General features: G+C 51.0%; 12 protein-coding genes. 5 read left to right on the top strand and 7 right to left on the bottom strand.

The window, feature by feature from the left end; all coding sequences use genetic code 11:
• Positions 1–4 precede the first annotated feature (4 nt).
• From CFI03_RS11210 to CFI03_RS11195, 4 genes are all read left to right on the top strand, one after another.
• The gene (locus CFI03_RS11210) at positions 5–172 is read left to right on the top strand and encodes a hypothetical protein (protein ID WP_015845938.1); all 168 of its coding nucleotides are present in this window, start codon (positions 5–7) and stop codon (positions 170–172) included.
• A gap of 710 nt (positions 173–882) precedes the next feature.
• Positions 883–2,133, top strand: coding sequence for a histidine--tRNA ligase (gene hisS / locus CFI03_RS11205; RefSeq protein ID WP_248757468.1), 1,251 nt, complete (start codon positions 883–885; stop codon positions 2,131–2,133).
• Between the two features lie 24 nt (positions 2,134–2,157).
• On the top strand, positions 2,158–3,960 hold the full coding sequence (aspS, locus tag CFI03_RS11200) for an aspartate--tRNA ligase (RefSeq protein WP_248757467.1): 1,803 nt from the start codon (positions 2,158–2,160) through the stop codon (positions 3,958–3,960).
• 84 nt (positions 3,961–4,044) lie between these two features.
• Positions 4,045–4,800: a tRNA threonylcarbamoyladenosine dehydratase gene (locus tag CFI03_RS11195; protein ID WP_127494508.1), complete on the top strand. Its 756-nt coding sequence runs from the start codon at positions 4,045–4,047 to the stop codon at positions 4,798–4,800.
• Positions 4,801–5,078: 278 nt separating this feature from the next.
• On the opposite strand, the gene CFI03_RS11190 is transcribed toward CFI03_RS11195, so the two are convergent.
• The 3 genes from CFI03_RS11190 to CFI03_RS11180 all read right to left on the bottom strand — a co-directional run bounded on the left by CFI03_RS11190 (position 5,079) and on the right by CFI03_RS11180 (position 10,617).
• A complete protein-coding gene (locus CFI03_RS11190; protein WP_248757466.1) occupies positions 5,079–8,366 on the bottom strand; it encodes a PAS domain S-box protein in 3,288 nt (1,095 codons plus the stop codon).
• Between the two features lie 154 nt (positions 8,367–8,520).
• Positions 8,521–10,008 (bottom strand): methyl-accepting chemotaxis protein, encoded by a 1,488-nt coding sequence (locus CFI03_RS11185; protein WP_248757465.1) that lies wholly within the window; start codon positions 10,006–10,008, stop codon positions 8,521–8,523.
• Positions 10,009–10,047: 39 nt separating this feature from the next.
• Positions 10,048–10,617, bottom strand: coding sequence for a GNAT family N-acetyltransferase (locus tag CFI03_RS11180; RefSeq protein WP_248757464.1), 570 nt, complete (start codon positions 10,615–10,617; stop codon positions 10,048–10,050).
• A 284-nt stretch (positions 10,618–10,901) separates the two neighbouring features.
• Here CFI03_RS11180 and CFI03_RS11175 point away from each other — a divergent pair, with 284 nt between their 5' ends.
• A complete protein-coding gene (locus CFI03_RS11175) occupies positions 10,902–12,212 on the top strand; it encodes a replication-associated recombination protein A (protein ID WP_127494500.1) in 1,311 nt (436 codons plus the stop codon).
• A gap of 547 nt (positions 12,213–12,759) precedes the next feature.
• Here CFI03_RS11175 and CFI03_RS11170 read toward each other — a convergent pair.
• From CFI03_RS11170 to CFI03_RS11155, 4 genes are all read right to left on the bottom strand, one after another.
• On the bottom strand, positions 12,760–13,929 hold the full coding sequence (locus CFI03_RS11170) for a GHKL domain-containing protein (RefSeq protein ID WP_248757463.1): 1,170 nt from the start codon (positions 13,927–13,929) through the stop codon (positions 12,760–12,762).
• Positions 13,930–14,382: 453 nt separating this feature from the next.
• Positions 14,383–15,186 carry an ABC transporter ATP-binding protein gene (locus CFI03_RS11165; RefSeq protein WP_248757462.1) on the bottom strand — a complete coding sequence of 268 codons (804 nt, stop codon included), beginning with the start codon at positions 15,184–15,186 and terminating at the stop codon, positions 14,383–14,385.
• A 21-nt stretch (positions 15,187–15,207) separates the two neighbouring features.
• The gene (locus CFI03_RS11160) at positions 15,208–16,251 is read right to left on the bottom strand and encodes a FecCD family ABC transporter permease (protein ID WP_201007656.1); all 1,044 of its coding nucleotides are present in this window, start codon (positions 16,249–16,251) and stop codon (positions 15,208–15,210) included.
• Positions 16,248–17,234 (bottom strand): FecCD family ABC transporter permease, encoded by a 987-nt coding sequence (locus CFI03_RS11155; protein WP_248757461.1) that lies wholly within the window; start codon positions 17,232–17,234, stop codon positions 16,248–16,250. The genes CFI03_RS11160 and CFI03_RS11155 overlap by 4 nt, the downstream gene beginning before the upstream one ends.
• Positions 17,235–17,277 lie beyond the last annotated feature (43 nt).

Below are 17,277 nucleotides of genomic sequence, written 5' to 3'. Positions count from 1 at the left end.
ACTTATGCATCAATCCCGGAAGGAACAAGGCGTGGAGCGGGCCTCCCGCAGACTTCTTCATACGGATCGCCGCGAAGCGATCGTGATGTCGAGGCTGGAGGAACAGGTGGAGACGGCGGAGGAATTTTTCGCATTCCCTTCGAACCGGCGTGAGCCCGGCGGACGCATGTAAGTGGAACATAAGCGAAAGGCTGCTCTTGCCGGGCAGCTTTTTTTCTTCAAAAGCGAATGTTCGTAAATGAACCGCTTACTATTTTGTAACATTACTGTAATGAGTTTATAACGGTTTTTTAACATCGCTATCCTATAATAAGTCTCGACCCCCTTTTTAAAAATATAATTTCTGGACCTGCAACGATGGCTGCAGGTTTTTTTTTGTCCGCAAAGAGGCATACTGATGAAATGTGATTGACTATTGACTTATTTTGTCGACACGGTTAGAATTAGGACTCAGTATATAAATTTTGATTCGTTGATGGAACAAAGTAATCCCGTGCACGTACCCAGAGAGAGGCGCCAAGGCTGCAAGCGTCTTTATGGTGACAGGATGAAGCGACCTTCCGGAGAACAGACGGTGAACGAATGATCCGCAAGATCATTGCCACTAGCCGATCTGCGTGTAACGGGCGTTAACCGTTAATGAGCGGACTGCATTGTCCGGAATATGGGTGGCACCACGGGAGTTCAACTCTCGTCCCTAACGATTAGCCTTTAACGGCATGTCGTTAGGGGCGGGAGTTTTTTGCGTGATTAAGAGTTGTTATGAGGATTACGCTTACGAGGCAAGAATCATCGCAAAAGACGCGACAATTCTTTAGGATTATGCTTACGAGGCAAGAATTACCGCAAAAGACGCGAAAATTCTTTTTAGGAGGGTTTGCAATGGCTTTTCAAAAGTCACCGGGCACGCAGGATATTTTGCCTGGAGTAGTTGAGCGCTGGCAGTATGCGGAGCAGAAAGCCCGCGACATTTGCCGACGTTTTAATTTCCGCGAGATTCGTACGCCGATCTTCGAAGCTACGGAGCTGTTCCAACGCGGCGTAGGCGAAACGACGGATATCGTGGAGAAGGAGATGTACACCTTCACGGACCGCGGCGATCGCAGCATTACGCTTCGTCCGGAAGGAACGGCGGGCGTTGTTCGTTCGTACGTCGAGAACAAATTGTACGGCGAACCGGATGTTTCAAAGCTGTATTATATCGGACCGATGTTCCGTTACGAGCGCCAGCAGGCCGGCCGTTACCGCCAGTTCCACCAATTCGGGATCGAAGCGCTTGGATCGGTGGATCCGGCGATTGACGCGGAGGTTATCGCGCTGGGGTATACCTTCTACAAGGAGGTAGGACTAAAGGGCGTCCGCGTGGAGATCAATTCGGTTGGCACGCCCGCGGTTCGCGCAGCCTTCCGGGAGAAGCTGCTTGCTTTCCTTATGCCGATGCGCGAGCAGCTCTGCAAGGACTGCCAGTCCCGCATGGAGCGCAATCCGCTGCGCGTACTCGACTGCAAGACCGATCAGGCCCGCTTTGAAGAGGCGCCATCGATTCTCGACAGCCTGGACGAGGAATGCAATATCCACTTCGACAAGGTAAAAACGTACCTGACGGATATGGGCATTCCATTCTCGATTAATCCAAGACTTGTTCGCGGCCTCGATTATTACACTCATACCGCTTTCGAATACAAGGCGGAAGGGATCGGCGCTATCGATACGATTGGCGGCGGCGGCCGTTATAACGGACTTGTAGCCGAGATCGGCGGACCGGATCAACCGGGCGTAGGACTTGGCCTTGGCCTGGAACGCACGATTATGCTGCTTGAGCATCAACAAGCCGAGCTGGACAACGCGCATCAGATTGACGTGTACGTGGTAGCGCTGGGCGAAGCGGCAGAACGGGAAGTAACAAGACTGGTCTACGAGCTGCGCACCTCCGGTATCCGCGCGGAACGCGATTATCTGGGCCGTAAAATGAAGGCGCAGATGAAATCGGCAGACCGTCTGCAAGCCCGGTATACGGCTATTCTCGGCGATGACGAACTGACGCGCGGCGAGATTGCCTTAAAGGAAATGGCAACAGGCGAGCAGCGCGTAGTGGCGCTTGCAAGTCTGGCTTCGGAACTGAAATCCAACTAATTATAAAGGGGAGTTACATCCATTATGATGCTGAAAACTCATCAGTGCGGCACCTTAACAAAAGCCAACATTGGCGAAGAAGTAACACTAAACGGCTGGGTACAACGCCGCCGTGACCTTGGCGGTGTCTTGTTCATCGACCTGCGCGACCGTACAGGTATCGTGCAAACCGTATTTAACCCTGATTTCTCCGGCGAAGCTTTGGCAATCGCCGACCGTGCGCGTAACGAATTCGTACTGGCTGTTAAAGGTACGGTTGTAGAACGCGATGCGGAGACGGTCAACAAAAACCTGGCAACAGGCGAAATCGAGATCCGCGTGACGGAGATTGAAGTGATCAATGCTGCGAAGACGCCTCCATTCCCTATCGAAGACGGCGTTGAAGTAGACGAATCGCTTCGCCTGAAATACCGTTACCTCGACCTGCGCCGTCCGGAAATGCACAAAACGCTCTTGCTACGTTCGAAAGCGGCAAAAGTATTCCGCGACTTCCTTGACGGTGAAGGCTTTATCGACGTTGAAACGCCAATCCTGACGAAAAGCACGCCGGAAGGCGCTCGCGATTACCTGGTACCAAGCCGCGTTCACGAAGGCGAATTCTTCGCGTTGCCGCAATCCCCGCAAATCTTCAAGCAATTGCTGATGGTCGGCGGTATTGAGCGCTACTACCAAATCGCCCGCTGCTTCCGTGACGAAGACCTTCGCGCTGACCGTCAACCGGAATTCACGCAAGTCGACATCGAGACTTCGTTCCTGACGCAGGATCAATTGCTCGGCATGATGGAGCAGCTGATTGCGCGCCTGTTCCGCGAAACGATTGGCGTAGAGGTTGAGCTTCCGCTCCAACGCATTACTTACGCGGATGCAATGAACAAATACGGCTCCGACAAGCCTGACCTTCGATTCGGCATGGAAATCGAAGATATTACCGATATCGTTGCGACGAGCGACGTTAAAGTGTTCGCAAGCGTTGCGGCAAGCGGCGGCGTCGTGAAGGCGTTCAACGCAAAAGGCTGCGGCCACTGGAGCCGCAAAGAGCTTGACGATCTGCAGCCGTTCGCTGCCCGTTACGGCGGTAAAGGCCTGGCATGGATCACGATTAAAGACGGCGAGTGGAAAGGTCCAATCGTTAAATTCTTGAAGCCTGAAGAAATCGCGGCTTTGACTGAGCGTCTGAACGTTGAAGAGGGCGACCTCCTGACATTCTCCGCCGACAAAGCGAAAGTCGTTGCCGACGTTCTGGGCAACCTGCGTCTGAAAGTCGGCCGTGAGCTCGGTCTGATCGACGACTCCAAGTTCAAGTTCGTATGGGTTGTTGACTTCCCTATGCTCGAGTGGGACGAAGAAGCAAAACGTTACGTAGCGGTTCACCATCCGTTCACGCGTCCGAAGGAAGAAGACCTGCACCTGTTCGAGACGGATCCGGGACAAATCCGCGCGCAAGCCTACGATATCGTTCTGAACGGCTACGAAGTTGGCGGCGGCTCGATGCGTATCTACAAACGCGATATTCAGGAGAAAATGTTCGGCGCGCTTGGCTTCAACATGGAAGAAGCGCATGAGAAGTTTGGCTTCCTGCTTGACGCATTCGATTACGGTACGCCTCCGCACGGCGGTATCGCATTCGGTTTCGACCGTCTCGTCATGCTGCTGACAGGCCGCACGAACCTGCGCGAGACCATCGCATTCCCGAAAACGGCAAGCGCAACCGACCTGCTCTGCGACGCACCGTCTCCGGTCGAGCTGTCGCAGCTTGAGCAGCTTCATATCCGCACTGTTCTGAAGCCTAAGCCGGAAGCGGCTGCTGCAGGCAACAAGCAAGCTTAAGCTTATGCTTTCGATGTAAGAATCATCACGAATAGCCATAAGGCTGTTTAGGTGACAATTCTTTTTAGGAGGCGGCAACGAATTATGCTGCATCAATTTTCTCGCACCGAGCTTGCGATCGGTCCGGAAGGCCTCGACGTGATGAGAGGGAGTACCGTCGCCGTGCTTGGCATCGGCGGCGTAGGCTCCATCGCGGCCGAGGCTCTTGCCCGGACCGGCGTGGGCCGGATCATCCTTATCGATAAGGATGTTGTGGATATTACAAACGTGAACCGCCAGATTCATGCGCTCACCACAACGGTTGGACAACCGAAGGCTGATCTGATGCGCGACCGGATTAAGCTGATTAATCCGGAATGCGATGTCATCTCGCTGCGGATGTTCTATACGGAAGAGACGTATGAGCAGCTGTTTGCTTATGAACTTGATTATGTCGTGGACGCTTCGGACACAATCTCGTATAAAGTCCATCTGATCAAGGAATGCCTGGAGCGGAAAATTCCGATCATCTCCAGCATGGGTGCCGCGAACAAGATGGATCCGACGAGATTTACCGTTGCGGACATCTCGAAGACGCATACGGATCCTATCGCGCGCGTGGTACGCACGAAGCTGCGCAAGGACGGCATTAAGAAAGGCGTGAAGGTGGTCTTCTCCGACGAGCTGCCCAAGAAGCCTCGCGAGGACGTGACGCAGCGCATCGTGCCGGAGAATGCTCCGGAGATCCGCAAAGCGAAGCAGCCGCCCGCGAGCAACGCGTTTGTGCCTCCGGTTGCCGGGCTTATCATGGTAAGCGTAGTGGTGCAGGATCTTTTGGCGAAGCATGGAATTGAAGTATAGAGGGAAGGCTGTCCTTTTGGGCAGCCTTTCTTTTTTTGTTGATGCTGGGGTGGGATTTACAGAAAAGTATCCTCTTCCGGTTGCTGTTGCTTGTGCTTTGCATGAACAATATTCAGAGGTGGCAAAGCACAAGCAAAGGCAAGCGCTGCGCTCCTCCAGACGATACTTTTCTTCCAATCCCACAGCATCAATAAGAAAAAGGCAGTGCCAAAGACCCTGCGGGGGAGGGGGCAGAAAGAAAACCGCAAGCGGGGATTCGCTTGCGGTTCTTTTTGGGATTAGAGGGAGGAGCGATGGTCGGAGAAGGCACGAAGATATTGAATGCTGTCTTCTTTTATGAATCTGCAGCCGGGAACAATCGGGTTCTTCATAAGCTGCGCGGATAACGCGTGGAGAACGCGGGTTAACGGCGTTCGTTCATGGCCATCGATGTGGAATTCCAAGCCGTATTGATAAATGCCGGGTTCCAGCTCCTTTAGCCAGACAACCTTGCCGTATAGCTTAAAGGTTTTGTAGAGAAGCTGAGCTTCTATCTCTAACAGAATTCCGGGATGGACGGCAAGCTGAATGGAAGACAAGAATCGCAAGCCTCCGGCTCCTACATTTTCGATGACGATTTCCGTTTTGCCAAGCTCAATGCTTCTTCCGTTTATCTCGATGACGGTCATTAAAGCACTGATAGGGTGAGGGAGATGAACCCGGAAATAAGCCCGTCTGTTCTCGAATGGGGCATCGACTCCTTTGATAAGGGGAGTCAGGAATCTGCGCTTTAGCAATTCGGCAAACGCTTCGGCTTGCACGGGTCTGCTGAACAGATAGCCTTGAACCAGATCGCATTTCAAAAGCTTGAGAATATGAAGCTGTTCCTCGGTCTCTACCCCTTCCGCGACAACCGACATGTTCATATGCAGGGAGAGTTGAATAATCATGCTAATAATAGCATTATCGTCGCTGCCTTGATGCAGGTCATGAATAAACGACCGGTCAATCTTCAGAATGTTGATCGCATGCTTGAATCGTTTCAGATAGGATAAGGAAGAGTAGCCCGTTCCAAAGTCGTCAAGCGAGATGGTAACGCCAAGCTTGTTCAGCGCATCAAGGGTATGCATGACCGTTTCCGCATTTTCAAGCAGCGAGGATTCCGTAATTTCAATCTCCAGGTAACGGGGTTCCAGCTCGGTCTCGGCCAATATCTGCCGGGTGGCATCCAAAATATCTTTGGATAGAAACCGTTTTGCCGTTACATTAATCGAGATCGGAATAGGTTTTAGACCCGCAAGCTGCCACTCTTTGTTTTGCCGGCATACCGTACGCTTAACCCAATTGCCAAGCGACACGATTAATCCGGTTTCTTCCGATATCGGTATTAACTCATTTGGAGCTATCAGTCCCCACTCAGGATGATTCCATCTGATTAACGCCTCCGCGCCAACGATTTCGCCCGTATGGATATTCACCTTGGGCTGATAATACATCTCCAGCTCGTCACGCTGAATAGCCTTGCGGAGATCCTTCTCGAGCGTAAAGATTTTGTAGGTCTGCACGTTCATCGAGGAGGTGAAAATCTGATAACCGTTTTTACCAAGGTCTTTAGCCCGATAAAGAGCGGAGTCGGCGTTTTTCATCAGAGTGGAGGAATCGTCCCCGTCGTTAGGATAGATGCTGATTCCTACGCTCGTTGTAATAAAGAGCTCGTAATCCTCGATATAAAAGGGCTCTCGGGTCCTCTCGATAATACGCCTCGCGACCTCGATCGCGCTGTTATTGTCCCGGATATGCGGAAGAATAACGGTAAATTCATCGCCGCCCATTCTTGCCGCAAAATCGTTCTCCCTGATCTGTTCCTGCAGCCGTTTGGCAAAGGCAATCAACAGTTGGTCTCCAACGGCATGCCCTAATGAGTCATTGATATATTTGAAGCGGTCCATGTCAAGATACATGACCGCGAAATGACGGCGGGTTATCTTGGCTGTCTCCAAGGTATTCTCCAGTATCTCTTCGAACTTTCTACGGTTGGGCAGCTCGGTTAAGGAGTCGTGATAGGCGAGAAAAGCATTCAATTCCTCGGCCCGTTTCCGCTCCGTTACATCAAGGATGGTACCAATGACGGCAGGGCAGCCTTGATACATGATCCGGTTGGAATACGTCTCGACATCAAGCATTTTCCCTTCCGCCGTTAACACGCGGAGAGGATGCCGGATGGCATCCGATTCGTTATACAGGATTTGAATGTTTCGTTTTACAAACGAGTAGTCGTCCGGATACACAATGTCCCAAATGCTCATTCCGATAATCGCTTCTTTATAACCAAGCATGTCTATCAGATGGGGATTGGCATACAAGATGATATTCTTTTGAATAATATAGACGCCAACAATCGATTTTTCCACCAGGCTGCGGTATTTGGATTCGGCTTCGATGAGGGCATTCTCGGCTTGTTTTCTTGTTGTGACATCTTTGGCGATGGAATAAATCCCGACAATACGGTTGTCAACCGTGATAGGAAGCTTTGTCAGTTTCATGTAAACGAGATGACCTTGCTTATGCAGGCATTCCAGTTCGTAGCTCTGGACCGTGCCCTGCAGCGCCTGATCGAAATAGAATTGGGCTTTATCCCTTTCATATTCGGCAATCAAGTGACTATAGCTGGAATACAATAATTCCTCTCTGGAGTAGCCTAATATATTTTCAAGCGCTGGGTTGCAATCCATAAAGTTGCCGTTCAAATCAAAATAAGAGATCGCATCGGGGTTCTGTTCAAATAGGGATTCGTAGCGTTGTTTGTTAATCTGAAATAATTGCTTGTTTTTTGTTTCGTCCGAGATATCGTTGCTTATTCCAATGATGCCCGTAATTTGCTCATGCATAAAAATGGGGGAGAGGGTCGTGATGACATCAACGCTATGCCCGTTTTTGTGAAGAATGGCAATTTGAAAAGACAGAGTTTCGCCTTCAAGAGCCCTCTGGTTATAAGCCATCGCTTGCTCAAGGTCCCCAGGCTTAATGAATTGACTAAAGTGGACATGCTCCTCTTTGCCGTAGCCGGTTAATTTAACGGCCGCATCGTTCACGTCAAGGACGTTGCCTTGCAAATCGATGATAAAGGCAGCGCTGAACATATTTTTTAACAGGGAAATGTATCTCTGCTCCATTAATTTGATATCCGACAGATCCTTCGCAATGGCGTAGAAACCATCGATTTGATCGTTCATCTTTCTTGGGAAAGCGGTAACCGTCAAGTCGATGAATTGGCCCGTTTTATGAAGAACGCGGATTTCGAAAATTTGAATTTCGCCAAGCAGCAGCTTTTGAAAGTGCTCCTTCGCACGCTGCCGTTGATTCTCGGGTAAAAGCGAGCCGTAAGTCAGCTGCTTGAACTCCTCCAAAGAGTAACCTAATGTATTCGTAAAGGCCTGGTTCGCTTCGGTCAGCCGTCCGTTATGATCGAATAGCAGAAAGATGTCTGACCGATGATCAAACAAGGACGTATTAAACAACTCGGAAAGAATCGGGATATCCTCTTGTCTCTTATTTTTCTTCAAGAAATCCAGCTTAAATAAACTCATATAAGTATTCCGCCCACCTGCAACTATGTATGTTGAATCATTATATCAAGCTTTGTATTTTTTTGTCGATTTACTATGAGAAGTCATTAATGGACGGGGCTGTTAAACGAACAAAAACCGCAAGCGGAATCCGCTCGCGGTTTTGTCGTTCACGTTATTTGGTTGTTGGTTCAACTAATTGCTTAAGCTCGGAGATCAAGACATCGAGCTGCGCGTAACCTTCCACGAGATGGCCGATCTTCACATCTTGCGTTTCCATGCTGGCGCAAACCTCTTCAACGGATGCCATATTCTGCTCGGTTATGGCGGCCATGCCCGTCATCTCGCCTGAAATGGAGGAATACTGGTCATACAGCTGTTTGGAGGATTCGCCAACGGTATCGGATTGCTGCTTAACCTGCTCGGTATTGCTGTTAATCCGCTTGATAATGCTCTTTACCTTTTGCGATGCTTCGTAGCTGGTATCCACAGCCTGCTGACCGAGATGCACCTGCTCGCTTACGGCCGTAACCGACGTATGGATGGTGCTCAGAATGCTCGTTATTTCGCCGGCTGCAATATTCGCGTTATCAGCGAGCTTGCGAACCTCGCCGGCAACAACGGCGAAACCTCGGCCATGCTCGCCGGCGCGGGCAGCTTCGATTGCCGCATTCAGGGACAGAAGATTGGTCTGCTCGGAAATCTCCCGGATCGAGCCAACGATCGAGCTTACCTGCTCGTTCTGCTCAATCAACTGCTCCATCAGGGAAACGGTCTGGGCGATAATCGCCTTGACGCTGTTCACATCCGTTGTTAAGGTCCGGATCAGCTCATTGCCTTCCACGGTAAGCACGGCCGTATCCGCGGAATATTGCTGCAATTGCGTTGAGCCTTCGCGAAGCTGGGAGACGGCCGTTTCAATCGTGTGGGCAGAATCGCTGACGTTAAGCACCATGCTAGTCTGCTTCTCAATGGAGGCGGACATTTCCGCAAAGGTAGTAGTGACCTCGCGCGAGATCTGGCCGGTCGATTCGACCGTGCCTTTCTGCTCGTTGCTGAATTCGCCAAGAATAAGAATCATCGATTTCAGCTTCTCGACGACCTTCTCGGTAAGTTCCTTCGCTTCCAGCGCTTCGCGCCGCTCGCTCGTAACATCGGACTGCAGACGTTGGCTGAATTTCGCGGAGAAGGAGAGCGCGACCGTCGCAAAGATCAGATATAAGAACAGGTAGAGCAGAGAATCATTCGGGAATAATTGCTGCTGCAAATCGGAATCCAGGAAAATGTACGTGCTGACGCCCATGCCGAGAACGCCGGTGAAGATGATAGGCTTATAATCCGCGTAAAGCGTCATGACGGCAATATTAACGTAGACGAGGAAATATGTACTTATAATCGGATGCGGATCGGATACGATCAGCAGCACCGTTAAGGCGGTTAGAATGACCGGAACGACGTACATGATGTACTGGACCATAATCCGTTTGTAAGTCATAAAGGTTGCCAGCCCGCAGCTGATAAGGCCAACGACAGCCAGCAGAACAATCATATCCGTCCCGAGACCTGCTCCTAGATCGGCAAGAAGGCCTAGAGCAAGCAGTCCCCATAAAATTTTTACAAATAAACGATTCCGTTTGTCGAGTATAAGCTGATCTTTGGTCATAGTCGTGATCTCTACCTTTACACAGTGGTTTTATAAGGCTTACATAGCTCTGCTGGCAGATCTGGCAGGCGAGGCGGCCGGATAGACCAGCCAGTTGTATTGTTCTTTATTGCGGTAGATGGACTCCATGTCGAAAATGACGGGAATGACGTCATCTCCCTTATAGAACGTTTTGCCGCCAACCTTTTCCATCGGAACGCGGAAAGTAATTCGTAGAGCACGGTAGAATACGGGCTCCAGCAGCGATATAAAGTAGCGGAAATTGTACTTCTCGGCACAATATACGGCGGATGATAATAAATCCGAGATCGGCTGTTGTCCTCTATAATGCTGTAAGACTGCGATTTTATCGATTTCCGCTACGCGGGTGGGGTCTTCGGTGATTTTGAAATGCTGTTTGAAAGGAGCGACCGTATCGATCTCGTTAAGGCCGGGCAGGTAAGGCTTAATTTCGGACGTTCCTACGCATTGTCCGTCCTCGGCTACAGCCAGGTACCGTTCGACGACCTGTGCCGCATGCTCGAGCTCATAGCCCTTTTCCTCCCATACAGAGACCCAAATGCTGTTGAACACCGCTAATTCCCATTCGCTCTTCACAGATTTGAACAAAACACAACTCTCCTTATCCTCTCTCTCTGTCTAATGTTTTTTATCTCTTTAAGTTCCCTCTCGTGGCTTGCCATCCGCTTTGCGCGGCATGACAAAGGAAATATATTCCTGCAATTTATATCGGCTCTTTAGTAGTGAAATATTATAGTAATACCTACAAATTAACTAGGTTTTAACAAAAAAATATGGCAACAGTCCCATTTCCGGATGGTGGCGAACGTATGTGCGAGTATGCTATCATCATAGTAACGCATTTATGCAGGTAAAAAGGTTGTGACTTCATAATGGATTTATTCTCCTATCAGGAGGCGGAGACGCCGCGGGCAAGACTGCTTGCCGACCGAATGCGGCCGGAGACGCTGGATGACTATATCGGGCAAGAGCATATCATTGGAGCGGGCAAGCTGCTGCGCAGGGCGATAGAAGGCGACCAGGTATCGTCGATCCTGCTGTACGGCCCTCCGGGCTGCGGCAAAACGACGCTCGCGAATATTATCTCGAAACGTACGGCAGGGGAGTTCGTCAAGCTAAACGCGGTAGACGCGTCGGTGAAGGATGTCAGGGAAGTCATTGACACGGCGAAGACAAACAAGCTGATGTACGGCAAAAAAACGATTTTATTCCTCGACGAGGTTCACCGGTTTAACACGTCCAGGCAGGACGCGCTGCTGCCGGCCGTAGAGCAGGGGATCATTATATTTATCGGGGCAACGACGGAGAATCCGTTCCATCATGTGAACGGGGCGCTCTTGTCCCGCTCAACGCTGTTCCAGCTGGAGCCGCTTAATGAAAAGCATGCGCTGGAGGCCATGAAGCGGGCTTTGACGGACAGGGACCGCGGACTTGGCTTTATGACGCTTCACGCCGAGGAAGAGGCGCTTCAGCATATCGCGGAGATGGCGGGCGGCGATATCCGCCGCGCGCTGAATGCACTGGAGCTCGCAGCGGTCACAACCCCTTCGGAGCCGGACGGTTCGGTCCGGATTACGATGGAGGTTGCGCAGGAATCGATCCGGAAGCCAACCGTCCGGGCGGATACGTCTACGCAGTATGATGTTCTGTCGGCGTTCCACAAGAGTATCCGGGGCTCGAGCGATGCCGCCTTGTTCTGGTTTCTCTATGCGGTCGAGAAGCTTGGCATGGATCCGATGACCTTCCTCCGGCGGCTTATCGTGGCTTGCAGCGAGGATATCGGTCTTGCCAATCCGCAGGCGATGGTGCAGGCGGTAACGGCCATGGATGCGTATCATAAGATCGGCTGGCCGGAGGCGAAGTACAATATTGCCCAGGCCATATTGTTTGCCGTCGAAAGTCCGAAGTCGAATGCGGCAGCGGTTGCGATCGGCAAAGCGATGTCCGTTATCGAGGGGGCGGGACAAGCGGAAGTGCCGCTTCATCTGCGGGATACGCATTACAAAGGCGCCCAGCAGCTTGGCCACGAGGGCTACAAGTATCCGCATGATTACCCCGGCCATTACGTGAATCAGCAATATTTGCCGGACAACTTAAAGGGCGTAACGATCTACAAAGCGACCGAGCAGGGGATGGAAGGGAAAATTCGCCAGAACCAGGAGCTCCGGCAGCGGAAAAAATAACAGGAAAGGACCTTCCGGCGGAAGGTCCTTTCCTGTTATTTTACATTATTCGACAGACAACGAATAGGATCAAAGATATACTGTCATTACGAAACGGAGATTTTTTATAATAAGGGGATATCATCCTGAAAACTTGTTTTGTGCATGATGAAAAGGAATATGCAACAACTTGCCCTTTTTGCGGGAAAGACTACTGCCCAGAATGTTTACAGCTGGTTGGAAAAAGAAAAACAGTTATATGCGAAACTTGTTACCAATATTTTATGACTAAGATGAAAAGGTCGAGATTCAGAAGATTCGCCTATATACTAGCAGGCTCTATCTTAACTCTTATTTGTTTAATATACGGTTTGGGGTCTTGGGCTTCCGCTGAAAACGATGAGAGCACGGCGATATATACCTTTACCGGAGTAGTGTCTTTAATGACAGTTGTTATTCATTATATTCGGATACGACAATACAGTACGTGGGACATTATCGTGAGGTACCCGGAGAAGCGAGGCAAATAATTCGCAAAGAGGACCTTCCGGCGGAAGATCCTCTTTGCTTAGAGCGTAATTTGAATCTTGACGGTTTCGTTTTCGTAGCGGAAGCGGATATCGCCGTTATATTTATGAACCGTCTTTGCGATAATCGACAGCCCGTTGCCGCGCATGGCGTTCGGATTCGCTTTGGTCGTATATCCGTCGGTGTGGAACAGATTCTTCTGATCCTTCGCATGCAATATGGCCGGATTTTCTACCGTATAGACGTTTTTGACACCCTTGGAGCGGGAGGTCACCAGAATACGCCGCGGCAGCTTGCCCTCATAAATCTCGGTAGCTTCAATGGCGTTATCAAGCAGGTTCGAGAATATTTTGACCAGATCCATCGATTCGATTTTGCTGTATTCATCGGTATCGGTCTCAAACTGCATCTCTATGCCTTTGGATTGCGCCAGCTCCCATTTGCTTTGGAACAAGATCAGAATAACGGGATTATTGATTTTCATCGACAGATCAAGAGCCCTGGAGTCGGCTGCCAGCTGCTTCAAATATTCCGTTGCCCTGTCGTACTTCTTCAGCGTCAGTAAACCGTGAAGCACCTGAAGATGGTTCATTCGGTCATGACGGCTGGATTTGATGGAATCGATGACTTTCCCCATCTCGGAAATATACATTTGCTCGGATTCGTAAAGATCCTGCTTCAAACGGGTTTTGTGCCATTTTCTAAGGACAAAAAAGGCGAGCAGCAAAATGACGGCAAAAAGAATGTCGATGGTGAAGACAACTTTGTTGCTGTTAATAACCTCTTGGCTGATGGATTCCAGCTGGCTGGCATCAATATCGATGGCCATAACGCCAAGCAGCTTCCCGGACTCGCTGACAATAGGCACGCCTATGGACAAATAGACGCCATGCGTCTTATCCTGTATGATGCCGGTATAATACTCCAATCCGTCTTTCGCCTGATTGACCTGTTTAGGCGGCACCGTGCAAGGAGAGCCGATTGGTAGCAGTTCGGACTCGGTTGGAACCGCCGACAACATCACCTTGGCGACATCCGTGTCATCCAGGAGCAGCGTATAAACGTACAGAGCATGGATCCGGGAGCGGTACTCCTCGAGATACTGAATGATGGAGGGATCCGGCTGCTTGGTTTGAAGAAAATGTTCGTACGCCGATTTGTCCAGTCCGGCCGCCATATCTTGCGCAATGGTTATATACTGCTTCGCCAAAGTCGTTTGCGTTGCGTTCCCCGTGGAGTAGTAAGTCAGAACGAGTTTTGAGCATGTTAAAATACTCAGTATAGTAAAGGAAGTTACTAAAAAAAGAAGTTGCCTTCGAGAATTCATATGTAATAATCCTTTTCAAAATAGATTGTATGCATAAATATACATATTTTGTATTTGCAAAAAACGTCCAATCTTCATTATTAATCAAATTCATACCTACATCAACCCTTATTTTTTGTATGTAAAAAGGACCCAGCAAGAGGTCCTTTTTGTTTTTATCTTTTTCTTTTAAAAAGCGAATGGCGCCGGGGTAAAGGTATATCTTCTGAAGAGCGCAGCGTCCGCCTTTGTTTTCCCTTTTCAACCCTTAAAAGCTGAGATCAGGAAAAGGGAAAACAACAGCGGCTGAAGGAGATATACCTGTCCATGGCGATCAATTCACTATCCTCCGTCATGTTACCCCTCGTCATTACTTCGCTTTTTCCGCCCATGGGGCACAATCATCGGCGTATCGTACAGCGGATCCCGAATGACATCGCATTTCAGATGGAACACTTCCTCGATCATCGAAGCGTCAACAATTTCGGAAGGCGCCCCTTGCGAATAGATGGCACCGTTCTTCACGGCTGCAATATGATCGGCGTACCGGCAGGCCAAGTTAATGTCATGCAGAACCATAACGATGGTCCGGCCATCCCGCTCGTTCATTTCCTGGAGCAGATCAAGCACCTCAATCTGATGAGTCAGGTCCAGATACGTGGTAGGCTCGTCAAGCAGAATAATGCCTGTCTGCTGCGCCAATGTCATGGCGATCCAGGCGCGCTGCCGCTGCCCGCCCGAGAGGGAGGAGACGGAACGCTCCGCCAGCTCTTCAATGCCTGTTGCGCGCAAGGCGGATTGCACGGCTTCTTCGTCTTCCTTCGACCATTGCTGCAGCCAGGTCTGGTAAGGATAACGGCCCTGCTTCACAAGCTGCAGCACGGTAAGTCCTTCCGGAGCAACAGGGCCTTGCGGGAGCAGGGAAAGCTGCTTGGCGGCCGCCTTGGCCGGTATGGACGACAGATCCTTGCCGCCTAGCGTTACTTCGCCTTTGGTTGGCTTCAGCAGCTTGGACAGGGCTCGCAGCAACGTGGATTTGCCGCAGCCGTTGCTTCCGATCAGGACTGTTATTTTACCATCGGGGATGGCTAAGTTTAATTGTTCAAATATGGATGCTCCGCCGTAAGAAAGGGAGATTCCTTTCGCTTCAAGCATGCTCATGGTTGACTTCCTCCAGCTTCGTTATTGGTTGCGGTGGCGATATAACATAAATAAGAAGAACGGCGCGCCGATAGCCGCGGTGAAGACGCCGGCCGGTATGTCCAGCGGAGCGAAGACGGTTCGGGCAATCAGATCGGATACAAGCAATAAAATAGCGCCAATCAAAGCGCTGACAGGCAGCAGTCCGCCAAAGGACGAGCCGACAAGCTTCCGCGCCATATGCGGGGCAATCAGGCCAATAAAGGCAATCGCGCCGCCAATCGCAACGGCAGCCCCTGCCAGCGATACGCTTAGGAGCAGCAGGATAAACCGGTGCTTCTGCACGTGAGCGCCTGCGCTGCCGGCAACCTCATCGCCAAGCGCTTGTACATTAATATGGCGGGCCATGAGCCACGTGGCAGGAAGCAGGACAATCAGCCATGGAAGCAGCGTATAAACATCCTTCGCCCAGGACGAACCGTAGATGCTGCCCGTCATAAAGGTCATCGCCCGATTTGCCAGGAAATAAGGGCTGGAAATAATAAACATGTAAGAGATGGACTTGAACGCAGCCGACAATCCGGTTCCGATGAGAACCATCCGGAGCGGCGAAGCGCCGTTTTTCCAGGACAGAATATAGAGAATAAACGTAACCGCGTAAGCGCCGAGAATGGCGGCTACGGGCATCCAATGGACGGAGACACGGCCGCCAAGGAAAAAGAGAAACAAGACCGTGCCGAGGGACGCGCCTTCCGTTATCCCGGTAACATCGGGCGAAGCCAGCGGATTGCGGATCAGTCCCTGCAGCACGGCGCCAGCCGAAGCCAGGGCCGCTCCAACAAGCATGGCGATTACGATGCGAGGCAGCCGGAGCTTTAATACGATAACGTCATGCATGGCGCTCCCTTTTCCGATGATCGATTTGACCACGTCAAGGGGCGAGATGAACTGGCTGCCGATTCCGGTGCTTATAATGGCGCCCGCAGCGCAGAGCAGGAGCAAAATGAGCGTTGTCCATAATGCTCTGCGTTCGAGAAGATAGGACAGCTTGGGGCTGCTCAGCCGGACCGTCTTGTATTTGCTCATGATGTCTGTCTTCCTTTCCTGGCGATATAGACAAAGAAAGGTACTCCGATTACGGCGGTCATCACGCCCACCGGCACCTCTCGCGGCATTGCGATGTAGCGGGAGCCGATGTCGGCTGCTACCAGCAACACGCCGCCAAGAACGGCGCAATAAGGGATAACCCAGCGATAATCCGCGCCAACGAAATAACGGACGATATGCGGAATAATGATACCCACGAAAGCAATCGGGCCGGCAACGGCAACCGATGCGCCCGCCAGCAGAATAACCGCTGCGGAAGCGAGCCATTTGACAACAGGGGTCCGCTGGCCCAACGTCTGGGCAATATCGTCGCCCATGCCAAGAACGTTCAAATGACGGGAAAGTGCCATGGCAATGATTAGGCCAACCGCCATGTAAGGCAGCACGCTGACAAGCATATGCATGTCGCGGCCGGCAACCGAGCCGACAAGCCAGACCAGCACCTGATCGAACATTTTGCCGCTGGAGAGCATAAAGCCCTGGGTGAGCGACGCGAAGAATGCGGCGATCGAAGCGCCCGCCAACGTGATTTTGACTGGCGTCATACCGTCACGCCCAATGCTGCCAAGGACGAATACGATTGCACCGCTGATTGCCGCGCCGAGCAGGGCAAGAAGTGTAAGGGGCTGCATGCCGTTAATGCCAAGCCAGCCGGATGCCACAACAACCATAAAGGAAGCTCCGGAATTGACGCCGAATACGCTTGGCGAAGCTATCGGATTGCGCGTAACGACCTGCATCAGGGCGCCAGCGACAGCCAGGCTGGCGCCGGCAGCAGCTGCGACTAGAGCCCGCGGAACCCTTGCCGTCTGTATGATCAAATGCTCTTGGTTAGAGGGCTGATAATGAAAGATGGCATCAAATACCGTTGCAAGCGGGATATCCGTTATGCCGAAGGCAATGCTGCATATAATCGCTGCTCCAAGGAGCAGGAGAGATAGTATGAATCCTGTTAGTCTCATGGCTGTTTGCGAACTCCTTTATCTCGGATGGCAACTTATTATA

It is taken from the genome of Paenibacillus sp. ATY16, assembly GCF_003399985.2.
Lineage (GTDB): Bacteria > Bacillota > Bacilli > Paenibacillales > Paenibacillaceae > Pristimantibacillus > Pristimantibacillus glycanilyticus.
The sequence above is the reverse complement of the archived record's forward strand: the minus strand, read 5'-3'. Positions and strand labels throughout refer to the sequence as shown.